General features: G+C 40.7%; 17 protein-coding genes. 4 read left to right on the forward strand and 13 right to left on the reverse strand.

Annotated features, from left to right (window positions below):
• Positions 1-47: 47 nt before the first annotated feature.
• Positions 48-1283 carry a glycosyltransferase family 2 protein gene (locus tag EHS13_RS26265; protein WP_155703224.1) on the reverse strand — a complete coding sequence of 412 codons (1236 nt, stop codon included), beginning with the start codon at positions 1281-1283 and terminating at the stop codon, positions 48-50.
• 450 nt (positions 1284-1733) lie between these two features.
• Here EHS13_RS26265 and EHS13_RS26270 point away from each other — a divergent pair, with 450 nt between their 5' ends.
• On the forward strand, positions 1734-2258 hold the full coding sequence (locus EHS13_RS26270; protein ID WP_155703225.1) for a phosphatase PAP2 family protein: 525 nt from the start codon (positions 1734-1736) through the stop codon (positions 2256-2258).
• Here EHS13_RS26270 and trmB read toward each other — a convergent pair.
• Together trmB and EHS13_RS26280 are read right to left on the reverse strand one after the other, a co-directional pair.
• Complete coding sequence (gene trmB / locus EHS13_RS26275) at positions 2186-2932, reverse strand: tRNA (guanosine(46)-N7)-methyltransferase TrmB (RefSeq protein ID WP_155703226.1); 747 nt, start codon at positions 2930-2932, stop codon at positions 2186-2188. The two genes, EHS13_RS26270 and trmB, sit on opposite strands and share 73 nt — an antisense overlap.
• 132 nt (positions 2933-3064) lie before the next feature.
• The gene (locus EHS13_RS26280) at positions 3065-3577 is read right to left on the reverse strand and encodes a WGxxGxxG family protein (protein WP_155703227.1); all 513 of its coding nucleotides are present in this window, start codon (positions 3575-3577) and stop codon (positions 3065-3067) included.
• 147 nt (positions 3578-3724) lie between these two features.
• Here EHS13_RS26280 and EHS13_RS26285 point away from each other — a divergent pair, with 147 nt between their 5' ends.
• Both EHS13_RS26285 and EHS13_RS26290 read left to right on the forward strand, forming a co-directional pair.
• Positions 3725-4717, forward strand: a complete 993-nt coding sequence (locus EHS13_RS26285) for a tRNA modification radical SAM protein MnmL/YtqA (protein WP_155703228.1) — start codon at positions 3725-3727, stop codon at positions 4715-4717.
• Positions 4708-5286, forward strand: coding sequence for a tRNA 5-(aminomethyl)-2-thiouridylate-methyltransferase MnmM (locus EHS13_RS26290; RefSeq protein WP_155703229.1), 579 nt, complete (start codon positions 4708-4710; stop codon positions 5284-5286). The genes EHS13_RS26285 and EHS13_RS26290 overlap by 10 nt, the downstream gene beginning before the upstream one ends.
• 38 nt (positions 5287-5324) lie before the next feature.
• On the opposite strand, the gene EHS13_RS26295 is transcribed toward EHS13_RS26290, so the two are convergent.
• Positions 5325-7100 (reverse strand): B12-binding domain-containing radical SAM protein, encoded by a 1776-nt coding sequence (locus EHS13_RS26295; protein WP_155703230.1) that lies wholly within the window; start codon positions 7098-7100, stop codon positions 5325-5327.
• A gap of 165 nt (positions 7101-7265) precedes the next feature.
• Between EHS13_RS26295 and EHS13_RS26300 the strand changes: the two genes are divergently transcribed.
• A complete protein-coding gene (locus tag EHS13_RS26300) occupies positions 7266-7688 on the forward strand; it encodes an SRPBCC family protein (RefSeq protein WP_155703231.1) in 423 nt (140 codons plus the stop codon).
• 73 nt (positions 7689-7761) lie between these two features.
• On the opposite strand, the gene EHS13_RS26305 is transcribed toward EHS13_RS26300, so the two are convergent.
• The 9 genes from EHS13_RS26305 to EHS13_RS26345 all read right to left on the reverse strand — a co-directional run bounded on the left by EHS13_RS26305 (position 7762) and on the right by EHS13_RS26345 (position 18158).
• The gene (locus EHS13_RS26305; RefSeq protein WP_155703232.1) at positions 7762-9477 is read right to left on the reverse strand and encodes a hypothetical protein; all 1716 of its coding nucleotides are present in this window, start codon (positions 9475-9477) and stop codon (positions 7762-7764) included.
• Positions 9478-9618: 141 nt separating this feature from the next.
• Entirely contained in the window at positions 9619-10380 is a 762-nt protein-coding gene (fdhD, locus tag EHS13_RS26310) for a formate dehydrogenase accessory sulfurtransferase FdhD (protein WP_227013522.1), read from the reverse strand.
• A 35-nt stretch (positions 10381-10415) separates the two neighbouring features.
• Positions 10416-12767 (reverse strand): FdhF/YdeP family oxidoreductase, encoded by a 2352-nt coding sequence (locus tag EHS13_RS26315; RefSeq protein WP_155703234.1) that lies wholly within the window; start codon positions 12765-12767, stop codon positions 10416-10418.
• A 127-nt stretch (positions 12768-12894) separates the two neighbouring features.
• Positions 12895-13254, reverse strand: a complete 360-nt coding sequence (locus EHS13_RS26320) for a Na-translocating system protein MpsC family protein (RefSeq protein WP_155703235.1) — start codon at positions 13252-13254, stop codon at positions 12895-12897.
• 134 nt (positions 13255-13388) lie between these two features.
• On the reverse strand, positions 13389-14555 hold the full coding sequence (locus tag EHS13_RS26325; protein ID WP_155703236.1) for an MFS transporter: 1167 nt from the start codon (positions 14553-14555) through the stop codon (positions 13389-13391).
• Positions 14556-14596: 41 nt separating this feature from the next.
• Positions 14597-15514 carry an aminoglycoside phosphotransferase family protein gene (locus tag EHS13_RS26330; RefSeq protein WP_155703237.1) on the reverse strand — a complete coding sequence of 306 codons (918 nt, stop codon included), beginning with the start codon at positions 15512-15514 and terminating at the stop codon, positions 14597-14599.
• Positions 15515-15604: 90 nt separating this feature from the next.
• Positions 15605-16996, reverse strand: coding sequence for a sialate O-acetylesterase (locus EHS13_RS26335; protein WP_155703238.1), 1392 nt, complete (start codon positions 16994-16996; stop codon positions 15605-15607).
• 17 nt (positions 16997-17013) lie between these two features.
• Positions 17014-17622 carry an SGNH/GDSL hydrolase family protein gene (locus EHS13_RS26340; protein WP_155703239.1) on the reverse strand — a complete coding sequence of 203 codons (609 nt, stop codon included), beginning with the start codon at positions 17620-17622 and terminating at the stop codon, positions 17014-17016.
• Positions 17623-17675: 53 nt separating this feature from the next.
• A complete protein-coding gene (locus EHS13_RS26345; protein WP_155703240.1) occupies positions 17676-18158 on the reverse strand; it encodes a hypothetical protein in 483 nt (160 codons plus the stop codon).
• Between the last annotated feature and the right edge of the window lie 2 nt (positions 18159-18160).

Genomic DNA, 18160 nt, shown 5'->3' on the forward strand with positions numbered 1-18160 from the left:
AACACAATATCTATAATATACTTGATAAACATATAGTTGTCAATCTATTAGCTTGCTTGTTTTTTACGAACTTCTTCCAAACGAATAACACGAGTGTGCAAGGTGTGGCTCCATTGCTTGTTGTTTTGTGTAAAGAATGCATGGATAGTGATTGGCCACCATGAAATCAAGAACACGATAAATCCTGGGAACATCTTGAACATGCGTAATGGTGCTTTTTCCAAAATTAGAGCAAGTGGGAACTGTATATACGCACCAACTGTGAGTAAAGTAAACCAAAACGGTGAAATATCATAGGTCGATGTGAAATGCGCATGCCCTGGCAGTAATTTATCTGCCCATAGGAAGACGGTCAATATAGAGCTTATCATTAACGTATACACGTTCATCGCATAAACCGCAGTATCTATTTTAGCCCAATTGGCTTCTTTCAAGCCCTGCCAAAGAAGTGGAAGCGAATATCTACGTGCCACATCAAAATGACCTTGCATCCATCTCAAACGTTGTGTAGCTGAAGCTTTATAGGTAAGTGGTTTCTCATCATATACTTTGGCATCATAATTAAATGTCGGGTTAATTCCTCTTTGTACACAACGCATGGTGAATTCAAGATCCTCTACCAAGCTTGTTGCTCCCCAGCCCATTTCTTTAATTAAAGCTGTGTCAAAGCACATTCCTGTACCACCTAAGAAGTTAGCCATCTTTAGATTTTGACGCGGAAGCTGCCACAAACGGTTGCAATACCAGTAAGTAATGGCATAGGCTGCTGTAACCCAAGAATCATGTGGATTCTTAGTATCCAAGTAAGCTTGGATCACTTTGGAGCCTGAACACAAATCATTATTCATATGAATTAAATAATCAGGACTAACTAAATTGTCAGCATCGAACATAACAATCGCATCGTAAGCTTTCGGCTGCTTCCATAATTCTTTAAGCATCCATTCAATTGCAAAGCCTTTGCCACGAAGTTTAGCGTTATGTCTTTCAAATGCATATACACCATGTTGCCTAACAATCTCTGCTGTTTTATCGGTACAGTTATCACAAATCACCATAATATCGTACATATCTTTTGGGTAATTTAAGTTCTTCAAGTTTTCAATTAACGCTCCAACGACCTGCTCTTCATTATGAGCGGCAACGAATATAGCGAAGGTTTTCTGTGGTGTGAATTGCTCTTTCTTCTTGTTGCGATACCATCCAAAAATACTGAGAAATAATTGATACCCTCCCACTATTGCAAGGATAATCTGCAAGCCAAATAACAAATGGTCAAACATTCCTAACGTCCCCCTTTTAAGGTTTTAATTTTCTCTCTGTGTTTAAACTTTTTAACTAGCATTGAATCAGGTGAGTTTCCATATTTGTTCCTGTATAAGATTTTCCTCTGATTCAAACTTTTTGTCAAAAGGCTCTAATAGCCCTTATAAGTCAGATAGATGCCAAATACGGGAAACTGTCCCCGTAGCAGGTGATGTTCTCCAAATCCATCCCGAAAGGTCCCGTTTACAGCCATTTACGGTTTTCCAGCCACATTTCCGTAACAATATTGTAACTTTTCTGTAATATAACTGTAACATAACACCTTCAATCAGATTTCCCAGCTTTGACTTTTTCTATTCATCTCTTAAGATATTTACAATGATTACACGATTGTTTTAATACTCAGTTAACATGAAGGGATTACTATAGAGGGAGTACGGAAGAAAAGCTTGGAGAGGGTGAGTTGCATGGCTCGAGTCATGGATTGGTTACAGCAGCATGAAAATCAGGTTTTTCTGTGGGTCAATCAACGCAAACAGATCACTTTCATCGATATCTTTATGCAGCGCATTACACATCTTGGCGGAGCATCCGCCACAATAGCCGTTACTTTATGTTTATCCCTGTTTGCTCACGATTTTTGGCGAATGCTTGCCATACAAGCACTAATTGCACTTGCAGTTAGTCATATCCCTGTTGCCATTTTCAAGAAGAAGTATCCACGTTTGCGTCCTTATCTAGTATTGCCACAAACAAGAACATGCAAAAACCCGTTGGCAGACCACTCTTTTCCCTCCGGTCATACCACTGCGATTTTCGCAAGTATTGTCCCTTTTGCCCTGCATTCACCATTTCTAGCTTTAGCACTTCTTCCTGTGGCATTTACTGTCGCTTATTCACGCGTGTACTTAGGGCTGCATTACCCTTCTGATTGTGCAGTTGGTGCTATGCTAGGCACTTCTTCAGCAATACTAGCTTCCGTATTCGTTTGAAGCTTCTGCTCACCCAGAATAACCTCACAACGGTAGATCGGCATCCCTTGACCTGAAAACTTGGTTTCATATTCAGTCATGACTAAATCTGTGCGCAACCCTTCTCCGTGTAAATTGAGCGAAATATTACGCATTCGCAAACCTAAATCAGCGAATGAATTTAGTGAAAACTCAAATAAAGACATCGAATCGGTTTTAAGTTGAATTTGGCCATCTTTGTGTAACAGTTTTGTATATTGATTCACAAATCCTGCATGCGTTAATCTCCTGCGTGCATGACGAGCTTTCGGCCATGGATCACTGAAATTTAAATAAATGACTGCAATTTCACCTTCAGCAAATGCCTCGCTGATCTGTTCAATATTTAAAAGCACAAGAGCTAAATTAGCTAAGCTTATCTGATCATTAGTCTCACGCGAGCGTCTTGCTTTAATGCTCGCCTTGCGAATTAATTCATCATACATGTCTACGCCTATATAATTAATTTCCGGATTCAATAAACTAAGCTCACTAATAAACTGGCCTTTACCCATCCCTAATTCGACATGAATCGGATTATTATTCTTAAAAAATTTAGAAGCCCAGCTTCCTTTATAATCTTTTGGATTTAGTACAACCAACTCTGGCTGCTGCTCCAATGCTTCTCGAATTCCTTTTACCCCACGCAATCGCATTTCTTTTCCCCCAACAAGCTTTTTACAAAATGATAGTCGATTGCTGGCGAGAAATCAAGATTAAACGGCTTAGCTATGTATACAAAAAACCGCAAAACTCCCATCAAAGGAAGCTTTGCAGTTTATTATTGTTTAATGCTTGCCATCGGAATGCTCGCGATCCCTATTGCTGTTATTGTTACGTAAACCAATTAATCCTAACAGCCCAAGCAGTCCCATCCAACCCCAATTGTTATTGTCGTTGTCTGTTGCTGCAGTAGCCCGATAGTTGTAGCCTCTCATAGTGCCGTTGGTATTGTAGCTTGTCGAGCTAGTGCCACCATATCCTGGTGTCGACATAATTCGTGACGTTGTTCCGTTGGTGCCATAACTGCCATAACTTCCATACGTTGGCGAAGTGGTCGGTGTGATTCCGTATACTCCAGTACCGGTCATACCTGTCCCAGAAACGCCTGTTGTTCCCATGTTTCCTGCTCCTACGCCTCTGTTGCCGCCTAATATGCTGCCACTCCCGGTATTATCCGTTGAAGTGGTTGAGCTCACTCCCATCCCGTTGTTTGCACCAAGCATTCCTGCCGCAAAACCTTGCGCTGCGAATACCAGTGAAAATACGAGCACGACCATGGCTATTGTAAGCTTCTTCAATTCATAACCTCCTTCTTTGTATTGGTGATCTGGTACAATTATATTTTCCGCAATTTCTAAGAAATTTAGCCTAGATTTTAATGGGAGTGCATTTACCAACGGAATGGGATAAAATAAAGGAATCATTGTAGCGGAGGTTTTAGTTAAATGGAACAACATATATCGCAACAATCCCCTTTACTATGGGCGAACAAGCGATTTCATACATGGAATTATGAGATGCGGGAGCAATTCAATTGTAAAGTGTTTAAAGTTATGTTAGATGCAGGCTTCACTTGCCCAAACCGTGATGGCTCTATAGCAGCAGGCGGATGTACATTTTGCAGCGCTCGTGGTTCAGGTGATTTTGCAGGTAGTCGTCGAGATGATTTAGTTACCCAATTCAACACCATTCGAGATCTGCAGCATAAAAAATGGCCAGAAGCTAGCTACATTGGTTATTTTCAAGCTTATACAAATACTTATGCACCTGTTTCTGAGCTGCGCGAGTACTTTGAGCTTGTTTTGCAGCAGCCTGGTGTAGTTGGTTTGTCAATTGCAACGCGTCCAGATTGTTTGCCGGATGATGTTGTTGAATATTTAGCTGAGTTGAATGAACGAACGTATCTTTGGGTGGAAATGGGACTACAAACAGTTCATGAAACCACATCGCAATTAATAAATCGCGCGCATGATACCCAATGCTTTCTGGATGGGGTTGCAAAGCTGCGTAAACATAAAATACGGACCTGTGCACACATTATTTATGGACTACCCGGAGAGACTAATGAGATGATGCTGGAGACAGGCCGTGCCGTTGGCGCCATGGATGTACAAGGGATCAAAATTCACTTGCTTCATCTAATGAAGAAAACACCGATGGTTAAGCAATATGAGGCTGGGCTGTTACAATTCCTCGAAATGGATCAGTATGTGAAGCTTGTTATTGATACTCTTGAGCTGCTGCCACCTGAAATGATCATCCATCGACTGACTGGCGATGCTCCACGCGACTTATTGATCGGTCCGATGTGGAGTCAGAAGAAATGGGAAGTGCTGAATGCTTTAGATGATGAGCTGAAAAGTAGAAATAGCTGGCAGGGCAAGCTGTGGCGCGGGGTACTTTCTGATTCAGCAACGGAGTCTTCTGTATGGGTTTAGCATCCGTTTTGGAATTTGCACGTCATGTTGTTGAGACTAAGGTAAAAGCAGGAGATTTAGCGATTGATGCAACTGTAGGACAAGGGCATGACACGCTTCTACTAGCTGAGTTAGTTGGTGACGATGGGAAAGTGTTTGGCTTTGATATCCAAGAGGCGGCAATAGCGATTGCTCGTGATCGCATCCATGCTAAATTAGGCTCAAACCACTCTGTAAACTGGGTACATGGCTCACACGAATTCATGCTGCAGGATCTTCCTGCGGAATGGCAAGGCCAAGTAAGTGCTGTTATGTTTAATCTTGGTTATTTGCCGGGGTATGATCATAAGATTACAACTAATTATAAATCGACTTTAGCGGGTCTAGACGCTGCAGTTCAGCTTTTGCAAACTGGCGGGGTGATAACCATTGTCGCATATACCGGTCATGAAGGTGCCCAAGAAGAAGCGGATGCCATTGAAAAATGGGCTGCACAGCTACCACAGAAGCAATTTAATGTATTAACCTATAAATTTATTAACCAAGCTAACCATCCTCCGTATTTACTCGTTGTGGAGAAAAGAACTTAGTCGAGCAATCATTATGTTAACAAAAAAAAGAAGCTACTCTATAAAAAGAGTGCTTCTTTTTCTTGTTGCAGGGTCTGCAGATAAAATTGCGGTTTCATTAAGCCCGCTTCAGGATTGAAATATACAATTAAGCGGGTTATCTGGTTGTAATCAATGACACCTTCACTCAAATAGCTCTCTAGATGAAAAGGCAGCTCCTCAACAAGCACATGCTTATGCATATCCTTTTCATTCAACTGTAGCTCTGCAAAAGCAAGAGATATCTCCTGCGGATAATCCGCTAACCGCTTCATATAACTGTTAAGCTGCTTCTTCTCCAATGTAAATTCCCACCAGATTTTACGCGGCTTATATTTATGGTTGAGGAAGTAGTCCAGCTTCATTAAACCTTCAATTAATGACTTCTCGCCTGTACCGCGATGCTCTAGAAATTGCTGCAGCCGACTGAATAAATCTTCGAGCTGATGCCCAATTTTTTGCCAGCCTCGCTCTTCCCAATAATCTCCAAACTGCTGGAAGAAATCAAACGGTGAGGCAAATTCATATTTAATTAAATATTTGACTGTATGATCCATGCGATGGGCATTCCAATACTTCTCTAAAACATCCTCTACCCGTTTAATTTTGATCAAATCCGAGAATGGCAGAATGTCATTGCCCAATATCTCATAAGGGGCATGATCCATATAGATGTAGCCATATTTATCCGCATCATTCCGCATACCTGTACCGCGCAGCATTTTCAAAAAGCCCAATTGCAGCTCCTCAGGCCCCAATGCAAAAACATCATTAAAGGTTTTGCGGAAGGAATCGTAATTCTCTTCAGGCAAGCCAGCGATCAAGTCCAAATGCTGAGCAATTTTGCCGCTGCTTTTGATCTTCTCCACGGTCCGTGATAGTTTACTGAAATTTTGGCGTCTCTGTACCAGTTCATTGGTTTTATCGTTTGTCGATTGCACGCCGATCTCGAAGCGGAATACACCTGGAGGCGCATTTTCTGATAAATAATCCAGTACTTCAGGCCGCATAATATCCGCTGTAATTTCAAATTGGAAGACGCAGCCCTGATGGTTGGCAATCAGAAATTCAAAAACCTCCATTGCATACTCGCGCTTAATATTAAAGGTACGATCGACAAATTTAATTAATTTAGCACCGGAAGCAATCAAATAGAGGATTTCCGACTTCGTCCGCTCCATATCGAAGTATCGCACCCCCACTTCAATACTCGACAAACAGAATTGACAGCTAAACGGACAGCCACGGCTTGTTTCAAAATAAACTACACGATTCGCCAAGTGAGGCACATCTTCAGCGAAACGGTAAGGGGTTGGAATATCATTTAAATTCAATTTAGGACGACCCGGATTGAGAATAATTTCCTCGCCCTTGCGATAAGCAACTCCATAAACAAAATGATACTTACGAGTCCCTTCAATCTCCTGTAAAAGATGGTGAAAGGTTTCTTCGCCTTCACCCATGACAATAAAATCAATCTCTGGAATTCGCTTCATCCAGTATTCCGTATCATACGAAACCTCAGGTCCACCTAGAAGAATTATCAGCTCAGGCATAATTTTTTTGATCATACTGATCACTTGAATCGTCTCTTCAATGTTCCAGATGTAGCAAGAGAATCCCAAAACAGTAGGCTTGCGATTATACAAATCCCCCACAATGTTCATTACAGGATCTTTGATGGTATATTCAGCTATGTCGATTGGAAAGTCTTTCTCGCAAAAGGATTTCAAATAGCGCAAAGCTAATGAGGTATGAATATATTTGGCATTCAAGGTAGACAATACAACATTCATAGTTAGAACCTTCTCACTTTAGTTTGTCCTCCTATTCTATCTTAAAGAGGTTCAAATAAAAAGATGACCTGAGAATTAGGATTGACATGTAACCAAATGGTATCGTATATTATTCATGAAACCATTTGGTTTCGTTTATCCAATAACAATTATGGAGGCATTTTAATGGACAACAACACTCAAGACACTTTACCCGCAATAAGGAATACTTTTATGCTAAATGCACCAATAGAAAAAGTATGGGATGTAGTATCAACCTCAGAAGGTATTGCTTCATGGTTTATGCCGAATAACTTCAAAGCTGAAGTTGGCCATCAATTTGAAATAAATGCAGGTCCATTTGGAATGTCACCTTGTAAAGTAACAACAATTGACCCGCCTAATAAGCTTTCTTTTGAGTGGGGAAAAGATTGGATGCTTACATTTGAACTAAAAGACATAGACAATAAAACTGAATTTACACTTACACATTCAGGCTGGGATGCTAATAAAGTTACTGAATTCGGACAATCTCATGAGGAAGTTCGTAAAATGATGAGCGGAGGCTGGGTTGGTTTAGAAGCTAAGCTGGTTTCTTTGTTCGCTTGATTGAAACTAAATCTTGTTTAATTAAACACAGCTCATCTCGATTTATACGAGACGAGCTGTTTTCATAAACACACTACAACTTTCTAATTTGACCGAGCAATACCTCAGACGTAATCCATTTTCTAAATATCAGAAGCAATAGAACTGGAGGCAAGCTTATCAGTGCACCATATTGCAAAACAATAAGATCAGAGAATTCTCCACCCATTCCTTGCATCCCCATTGTAAATGCATAGAAGTGCATAATCGGAGAATAATGCTCTTGCCCTGAAATGTACAAGAGAGAAGGATAATAGGAATTCCACAAAGCCACAAACTGCAGGACACCTAATGCTAGCAAAGGCTTCCAGATTTTTGGAATGAAGAGATAGAAAAAGCTGTGTAGTTCCCCTTTCCCCTCAGAACTGGCCTTTAACTTAAGTACAGAATACTTGCTATTAAAAATACTCTTCAGTACCAACACACTTATTATGGAGAAGAAGCCATAGAACATTTGTGGAAATATTGTAGTAACCATCCCTAGATCTTTAGCAAACAAATATTCATGTAAAGAGACCCCACCCATCCCCATCACAATTATCAAAAGGACTTTATATAGATTGCGACCCGGCAAATCTTTCACTGTTAGTGAATAGGCGAGCGTTAGAGTGATTAAGAGAAAAATAACAACTGCAGCAATGTTAATACATACATAAGTAAAGAATCGGCTAGTTGAAAATAAATCACTTAAACTTGATGCGGATTCACTATGAGCAAAAAAAGGATAAATAAACAATAAAAATATCGGTATAAGGACAGCTATAGAATAGAGGAGAGTTATTATCCAACCCATTATGCCATTGGTCCCTTTACCCGTTGTTTTAATTACAGTGGCCTCTGATTGTCCAAAAATATCTCTAGTAAAAATCCCCCTAATTAATAGATAAGCTAATATTGTGAACATGAGCTGAACCATAAATTGAAAAATCCACAATGCTCCTGCAGTATTATAGCTTGCACTTATAAAGACGGTTCTATAGCTATAGGTATCCATTGTTTCTCCTGTTTGAGTAACAATAGGGTTGAGTAATGTTCGCACAAGCTCAAAATCCGTAGTTAGGATTGTGGATAATTGCAGGAGCATAAAAGCAGCTATCGCCCTCATAGCTGGAATCAAATTCATTTTATAAAAGTCTGTATGACCCTTCTGTTTAAAACCTATAGCAGCCAAAGCCATCATTATAGGAATTCCACAGGTTTTGACAACCTCTAATCCAACCAATAAAGGTTGGAACAAATCCGGGTTAGCTAATACCAACTCATCGATTTGAAAAAAAGGATTATTATTCTGGGACAAAAGCAGCATGACCAAATACGCGACAATAACCGATGGTATGAAATAAGGAATTAAAAATAACGTTGAAAACAAACCTCGCAGTTTAAGAGATTTAATACTGCTTAATGCAAGTGCTAGAATTAATGCTAGAATCCCGCATACTAAAATATATTCGATTTTAATAACGAGAGTGTTGGTAAGCGCATTGCGAAAATTGGGATCTGCAAATAATGCTTTAAAATTAGCTAACCCTACCCAATCACTCTCAAAAACTCCTTGGAAAATTTTAAAATCCACAAACGGTAAATAAATAGCTTTTATAAATGGAAACAGCTTGAAAACGAAAATCAGTAGCATCGCCGGAATAATTAAAACATAGTGAAACTTATATTTCCAAATACGACGAAAATAATCGCCCAGAGTTCCTCTGTGATTAATAGCTTCTATTTCAGAATGATCCGTTTCTATGTTCATTGCGTTATCCCTTCTTTTTTACTTATTGGGCTTATTATCCAGAAAACCCTCTGTCTAATTTACCAAATAAAATAAAAAGAGGGAACCTTTAGTCCTTTCTTTAGTGAAGTATATCATTTTTTGTCGTTTGCACGTTGCTTTCTATTGCATAATTAATCGTTCCGGATGAGTATATATATTCATCTGCCCTCCACGGATAAAGCCGACAGCCGTGATCTTTAAGTCATTCGCCAGCTTTAACGCTAAATCAGAGGGTGCTGACTTAGATAATAGAATACCTACTCCCATTTTCGCAGCTTTCAAGACAATTTCCGAGGACATCCGACCACTAAAGGCTATAATTTTATCGGACATATTAAGCTTCTCGCGTAAGCAATGTCCATAGATTTTATCTAAGGCATTATGTCTGCCAATGTCCGCTCTACTAACGAGGATGCCATCTGTAGTACATAATGCTGCATTATGCACGCCGCCTGTTTTCTGGAATTCCGTTGAGCTTTGAAAAAGCTCCTTCATTAGATGGATGCATTGCTCCGGAGTAATCCGCGTTTGACTCATGATCGTTTTAGCGGTCCTCATATCATTATGAAAATAAAACTGCCGACTTTTACCGCAGCAGGAGCTGATGAATCGCTTTGCGTAATAATCATGACTAATTGACTTCTTAACCTTAAGCTCCACATCTGCAAAGCCACGGTCTTCATTGACATTAAGCTGCTCAATATCAGTAATGGATCGAATCAAACCTTCTGCCGCAAGAAATCCAACTGTTAAATCCTCCAATGCATCTGGACTGCAAACAACAGTAGCCAGCTCCTCGCCATTAACTCGGATGGTTAATGGGGTCTCCGTTACTATTTCATCCTCTTGCTCATTAAAAGTAGAACCATCGAATTTTATCATTTGCCAAGGGGTTGTGATTGAATGCTCCACTTCATTCACTCCATTCCAACTTCCAGATCTTCGACCCGCTTTTCCAAATATCCTATATCCTTATGAGCTAGATAAGTCTCGGCTTTCTCTATAGCGACGGTCGTATTATATTCCGGTATTCCAGCAAATGGCTCATAAACGCCTTTCGGCATCAACACATTAGCCTCTGGCCAGTAAAGCTCAATATTACCGCGTCGGATATTCACAAATTGAGCATGACCATAAAAAATGCCTACACCATTATGAACTACGACGGATTCTCCATCCTTAATTTGATTGCCTTTTGCATCATCTGCATTCATTAAGACAGCGAACCGATTGGCTGCATTAAATGGATCTTTATCACTATAAATCATCGAGTTGAACTGCTTGCCGCGTCTTGTTGTAATATAATAATGACCTTCAGGCTTTCGCCGCTCTGGCAGCTCAATTGGCAATAAAGTACCTTTACCATCTTTAGTCGGACATATTCCATCCTCACAAAGCCATGCACCGCCATATTGAAAGACATCACCTTTTTGTTTCAAATGCTGAATGCCGTCATACATCGGGGCTGCTAATGCAATTTCATCACGAATCTCCTGAGCATTATTGAAATGGATTTGTGCTTTGCGTTCTGGGAAAACTCTTGCAGCTAAATCACAGTAAATTTGCCACTCTGCACGCGCTTCTTCGATACGAGGGCCTTGAATTTCTGGTGAAAAATAAACCATTCGCTCTGTAGAAGTCGAAGTCCCTCCGCCTGGTTGCTCATATCTGGTCATAGCCGGTAAAACAATCACGGTTTCTGCGGCATCAACTAAGGTCGAGGTATTAAGAATGATATCTTGATGAACTCTTAAATCTATACTTTCTAAGCATTGGCGCACAAAATCAGGCTCAGGCATCGTTTCGATAAAATTTCCACCTGAGGTATAGAAAAGCTTTAGCTTACGTTCATGTTCAGCTGGGAGCATCGCATTCTCGAGTGTTACGCCGACAATATCACCTTGCCAATCTGGGATTGGAAAGTTCCATACTTTCTCTACCCGATTAATATCATCCGATTTGAAATCGCCACCTGGCATGCTGAACGGATCTGCTCCCATTTCACCAGACCCTTGAACACCACTATGGCCTCGAATGGGCATAACACCGCAGAACTCGCGTCCAATAAAACCTCGCAGCATAGCCAAATTTGCCACCTGCGATATATTGTCGGTACCAAAGCGATGCTGAGTCAGTCCCATGCTCCAGATGAATACAGCCGACTTGGCGCCAGCTAATAGCTCCGCTAGCTCACGTATTCTTGCTTCGGATAAGCCGGAGGATTTCTCTATAAGCGGCCATTCACATTGCTCCATATGCGGTATTAATTGTTCAAGTCCGTGTGTGTGTTGTTGAATAAAATCATGATCAAGCGCTGAGCCAGGCAGCATCCGCTCCATCTCAAACCAAACCTTCATGATTCCATTCATTAAGGCGATATCTCCACCAATATTAACTTTATAGAAATCATCGGCAATTTTCGTACCAAACAAGGCTGATTCGGGAATGGATGGTACCCAATAATGATCCATTGCGGGTTCATGATAAGGGTTGATCACTATAATTTTCGTGCCTTTACGTTTAGCAGCATACATATACTTAGTGGAAACAGGCTGATTATTCGCTGCTACACTGCCCCAGAAAACCAATACATCCGTCCCTATCCAATCTTTGTAGCTGCAGCTAGAGCAGCCGATGCCTAATGAGCGCTTAAGCGCAGTTTTCGATGGTGAATGACAAATTCGTGAGGCATTGTCAATATTGTTGGTGCCGAGAAAACGAGCAACCTTGGATCCAACGTAATAGGATTCATTGGTAATGCCGCGTGCTGTCATATAAAAAGCAAGCTGCTTGGGATCAATCTCTTGAATTTTAGCAACAATCTTGTTCATTGCTTCGTCCCATGAAAGGCGTCGAAAGCTGCGCTCGCCTTTTTCCCTAATTAGCGGGTATGGAATTCGTCCAAGCTTGCGTAAAGCCGTACTATCCAGCTTTCTCAGTTCATCAATATCCTGCAGCAATATCCGTTCAGGGATTGCTGACATGGTATTCAAACGCAGAACGTTCAGCCTCGTCGTACATAGATGAGGTCCCTGCAAGGTTTGGTCATAAAGGCCTGAAACCCCAAGCGCACAGCCATCGCAAACCCCTTGGGTCAATATCCGATAGGCATAGGGTAAATTGTCACGATTGTCCCACGCCACCTTCATCGTATCTATAATATGATGCGGCTTTACTTTGCCTAAGCCGAATGGAATCTTGCTGACCCATAGCTTTGGATCAGGCTTTTGCGATAGCTTAATTGGCCCTGTATGCTTGGTTTTCCCCATTTTTACTCCCCCTTTAAATAAAAAGGCTGTGAACCTGCTCTTTCTCATTCGAAGAAGAGTAGGTCCACAGCGATAGTCTGTAGCAGGAACGCTGCCTAGCACCAAATGCTGAATATAGGATGATTAATTAGCTTGAAAATTTATGTTCAATATCTTGGTCGAAGACAAAGATCGACATGCCTAAATCTTTCTCAATATCAATATCTACGAATAAATCCAAATAATTGGCCCCAAGTAAAGCTTCCATCTCAATTGGACGATGTGTCCGATATAGCTCCTTGACCATTTGAGTTCGTGCGTCACGCAATAAATGTCTGCCATCTGCTGCTTGAGCAATAAACTTCTCCACTGGAGACAGATTCCCACTCATTTCGCAGATTGCCCAGCATTTGCAGAAGGTTGTTTTCACTTCGCGAGGACCTTTGCCCATATGCCGTTTTCGAAAGGCTTTAACTAAATTGCTGAATTCTGCTTCTACTTTATTCAAAGAATGCAACCTCACTTCGCTTAACAGGTAACAGGAACGCTGATCCTTATCAAGGTAAGTTCATCTTAACAAGAAAGCGGTAACATTTCAAGGTAACTTATATCTGATTTCTAATAGATTTAATATGATCCACCTTATTCCACACGAGTCTCACTGCGATTGGAGAAATAAGGAATGATCAGCGCACAGAATAAAGCAAAGGCCATCAGAATAATAAATATCACGCCATGGAAATCTTTTACCGTGAGAATTAAGAGCAGCATAGCAATACGGGCAATGTTCAAAAACCACTCACGCCAGATCAGAATCCGTACTTGCTCCATCTTCGTATGTTTAACAATCAGGCTAAATTGTCTTGTATTCCAAATCGTAGCAAAATAATACATGCCAATCGTCGTCAATAAATTGGAGAACACCAGAATAGGTGCAATGGGATATAAAGTAATCAAAAAACCGACCGAAATAAAAATCATTCCATATGTCAGCACCTTGCTGTCAGATGCCTGTAATTTCCGTTTCAGCAGCATGGCACAAATCGTGACGCAAGCATATCCTACATTCAACAAAGCAATTATCAATTTGTTCTCAGACACAGAGAAAGTAAACAATAAGGCAAATAAACCTTGAAATTGGAGAAATATTCCTGCGGCTAGACAAGAGGGCAGAATCCAGCGGATTTGTGAATAGGTGAACACCTGTCCAATCCTGAACTTAGTAAACAAAGGCTCTTTCTCTCCGGATATGGTTATGTTGGGAATGTAGAATGAGACAATCATCAAAAGCGTCACAAACAAAAACATCAGTAAAAACGACCCTGAATAGCCAATTAATTTAATTACCACAGCAAAAAAGATCGGATTGAGGATTGAAACGGCTTGTCCGATAAGACTTGCTAAAGAGAAATAAGCAGCAAAATCCTCACCTTTGCCCAAATAGGACAAGGACGTATTCTGCGCAATGGCATAGAAGCCCCACATGATTCCAATGGGAATGGCAATAATGGCGATCCACAGCAGTCGATTATCCAGCTGCAGAAAAGTCAGCAGCAGGAAAGTAATTGCTCCGCAAATGGCAATGATACGAATCAATAGCTTCGTAGAATAGCGCGTCAATAATTTAGCTCCAAAAGCAAAGCTAAAGCTCCACGTACAGAATAGAATCAAATTAAACCAAGTAACATCGAAGATGCTTCTCCCATGCTCCCAAATATATAAATTGACGAAAATTCCAATAAAGTTAAAGATGATGTTAGAGGATGCATTCATGAGTAGTATCCCACGAACTTCTTGGCTAACTTTCACTTTCAGACCTTCTCTCGTTGGTAAATAAAATTATTGAGCAATCAAGTATTCAAAATTGCATCTGCGAAAGCTACTTCTTTTAATAGACTCTGATATGCTTCAGGGGTTGCTCCATCTTCTACACTCCAGCAAATTCCCATTGCAGTTTCCACATAGAGGCATTGCCTTAATATAGTGTTTGGAATAGTAAGGTTTTGTTCTAAGATGCCTATAATATAGTTTATTTTCTTATATAATTCAGGAGTTATTTCATCACCAAATTCATTTAATATAAAACGTGGAACATCAAACACAGGATCGCCTATTACGCCTTTAGGGTCGATAATTATATACTCTCCATCCTTACCAAGTAAGATATTATCGTGATGAAAGTCGCCATGAAGCAGCATTTTTTGTGAATACAAAGCAGAAACCGATAAACATATATCTTTTGCCTTTTTCATATACAAATATAATTCTTTACAATCTTGCCGCTTGCTCATGTATTCTGTTATCCTACCGACCCACTCTATGTACGTCGGATATATTTCTGCTTTAGTGGGCATTATATGCAACCCATTAAATAGGGAACAAAAAACAGATAGTCTTATATCAAGCGAACTCTCATCCCTTAAAGGATTCCCCGGCTGCACACACTCTTCAAGCATCACCCCGTTTTCAATATCAGCGTCAAAAACTCTGCAAAATCGTCTGCCGTTATATTCGGACAAAGTATTAAATTCTTTAAATGTTTCACCGGAAGAAGAATTACCTATTTTTAGAACTGCGCTTCCATAATTCTCTGAATGGCATCTAAAAACTAAGTTTGCGGAATAGGAAGGAATAAATTGAAGAGAGGTTAAAGTCCACTTATCCGCAAATACTTCAATATCCCTCAGTACTTTTCCATAAAATGACCTACCAAACCGATTAATTATATTTTCAATTTCATTTTCCGTGAAACGGTAAGATTTGTTCATCCTTTGGATTTACCTCGATTCTTCACATCACAATTTAAAATAACACTCCAAACGGATGTCAGTTTGAAGTGTCATTTATATTGCAAACATTTAAATAACTTGTTGACCATAGAATGCTAACGTCGGCATATACGATCCCGAATCCAATGGCAGAAAGCTCGAAGGATTCATTTCATATGCACCATGTACGAAAGCATCTCCTTCTACTGCTCTAGCTAGCTTCAAAGTAATCTCGTTGCGCGCGGTGATTTGCCAGCTGCTAATTTCAACTTCGCCTCTCGCATCCTCAACTGTGAATACCTTTGAGATAGGTCCAATCGCCAAGAGATAACCATTTACGTTGGCAAATTCCAAACGAATGCTCGGAAGTGCATCCTCTTCAATTAAAGCAGCGGATGTGAGACAAGGTGCTTCTGCATATATCCCCTCTCGCTTATAAACATGAGCTAAAGCTACCTTGCCCATACGTTCACCAATAATCATATTCCCCGCAGGGCTATTATGGATCCCGTCTGATAATGAACAGTCCAATGCCGGGATCACATATACCTCAGGGATTGTTAGCGCAGCTTGGCGTTGTGCTTCACGCACTCGCCCCCATGAATGATTGGCTTCTATTGAAGCAACATCTGTGCAACGATTGAGCTGAACAGTCAAAATAGGCAGGCTAGCATCCTTCAATTCACGACGCCAATGCTGAACGGTGTTACTAAAGCGTTCCAAGTAACTAACTGAATCAGCCGGTGAGCAGTCGGAGCAGCCCTGATACCAGAGAATTCCCCGCACCTTGCCACCCACAGATTGAATAATATTGATCATATTGCGATGCAGTACGCCATCCTCATCTGGATTCCAAGCCTTAAGAGGAGATCCACCCAATGAGGTTTGCACTAAACCAATAGGGATACCCGCTGCTTTTTGAATCATTTTGCCAAATGCTAGAAAGGGAGAATGACCTGGATTAGCAGCTTCACGATTTTCAAAGTGAATCGAAGCCGTTGATTCATTAAAGGGATGCGTAGCGAGATCCCATTGTCCGCTATTGCGAAGAAGGTGGATACCTAATTGTGGAGAATCCTGAAAAGGACCTTTGCCGTAACCTGCAGCGTTGCTCTGCCCTGCAATTACCCAAAGATCTCCAATCCCGATATGATTGATCATATCTCCGCGATTTGCCCATTCCATTGCCGGATTATCATCCAGCTGCAAGCAGGTTTCTAAACGATAGAGACCTCCCGCAGGTATAGAATCGAGCGTGATTTCCCATGCTTGCTCAGCCAACATACTAGCTGGGTGCCAAGATACTATCTCCCTTGCATCCTCTTCGCTAACTACCCGCGCATATACCTGTGCACTTTTGAAAATACCCAAACCGTCGGCAGACCAATTACCCGATAACGTTACACTGCCAAAACCATTTTCTTGCTGAATTATTGCCCAATGCTGAGGACCTTTTTGAATAATAGCTCCAACTTGACGCATCTGGATTTCACAACCTTTTATATAGTAGTTTGAATAATTTTCGCAACAATTACAGCCTGCGCTTGTTCGCCCATTGCATTATAATGAAAGCCGTCATCTACGCGATACTCGCTTTTACCAAGCATTTCTGTATATAGATCGTTTACCTTAATCTTGTATTTAAGTGCTAAACGCTCCATAACCTCGTTCCGATTCAACACCTGATTATTCACTTCGTCTAGCAATTCTGTCGGAAGGTTTTGTTTAGTTACAGGTGTCGATAGAGCTAAAATAACTTTAGAAGCGTCCAAATAATCTAAAATATGTAGAATTGTTTTTTCCAAATGAAGCTCATATTGCTCTGTGGTCAAATGAAAGCCATGCAGCCCATTGTTAAAATGAATCGCATCGTACTTCGCATTATTAAGCTTAAGCATATGATCCAATTCAATGATGAAGATAGGATTGTCTAACGCTCGTGAGGATGACAACTGGTCTGCATAAATCTCACCTTTGAGCTGTTCATTCACATAAGGACGATAAGCTCGCGAAATCGAATCTCCAACTAGCAGCACTCTTTTAATACCTTGCTGTGGTGCTTCCTGCCACCAAAAATCACACCATTCATACTGCTCAAGCTGTACCAATATGTAACCTCCCTTTACTAACTCATTTAATATTATAATTAATAATAGCTGCTTTAACCAGACATTTCTTCTATAAAAGATTGCTTTATTAAAAGCTTTCGAGTCCCTATTTGTTCTGATCTAATTGTTGTAAGTAATACCCGATAAACCGTATCACCCCAATTTTTGCGCAATCGGCTTTCGGTTAGTTCAATTCTCTCAAAGTTTATTAAAAGCTGCTCGGAATCATAGCTGACCGTTACACGTTTTCCCATTGCATATTCTAGTTCAAACATTCCGGGTGCAATATTAAGCGGCTCGCATAGGGTCATCAAGCTAAATGAAACGGATGCTGAAGCCTCCGAGTCCAACACATAATCGTCTATTATTTGAATCGAAGCGTCAGCTCCCCTATTCAGTCTGCAAGTCCGCTGCCAGAAAACAACTCCTGCTTCTGACGGATAAGCATCCTCAATATTAAGCAGCAGCTCTGCACAGCTTTCACTCAACTGGCATTCTGCTTTTGCCGCATAATAGGCTGGACCATTTTTCTGCAAAA

Origin of the sequence: Paenibacillus psychroresistens (assembly GCF_009728935.1) — a bacterium.
Lineage (GTDB): Bacteria > Bacillota > Bacilli > Paenibacillales > NBRC-103111 > Paenibacillus_AC > Paenibacillus_AC psychroresistens.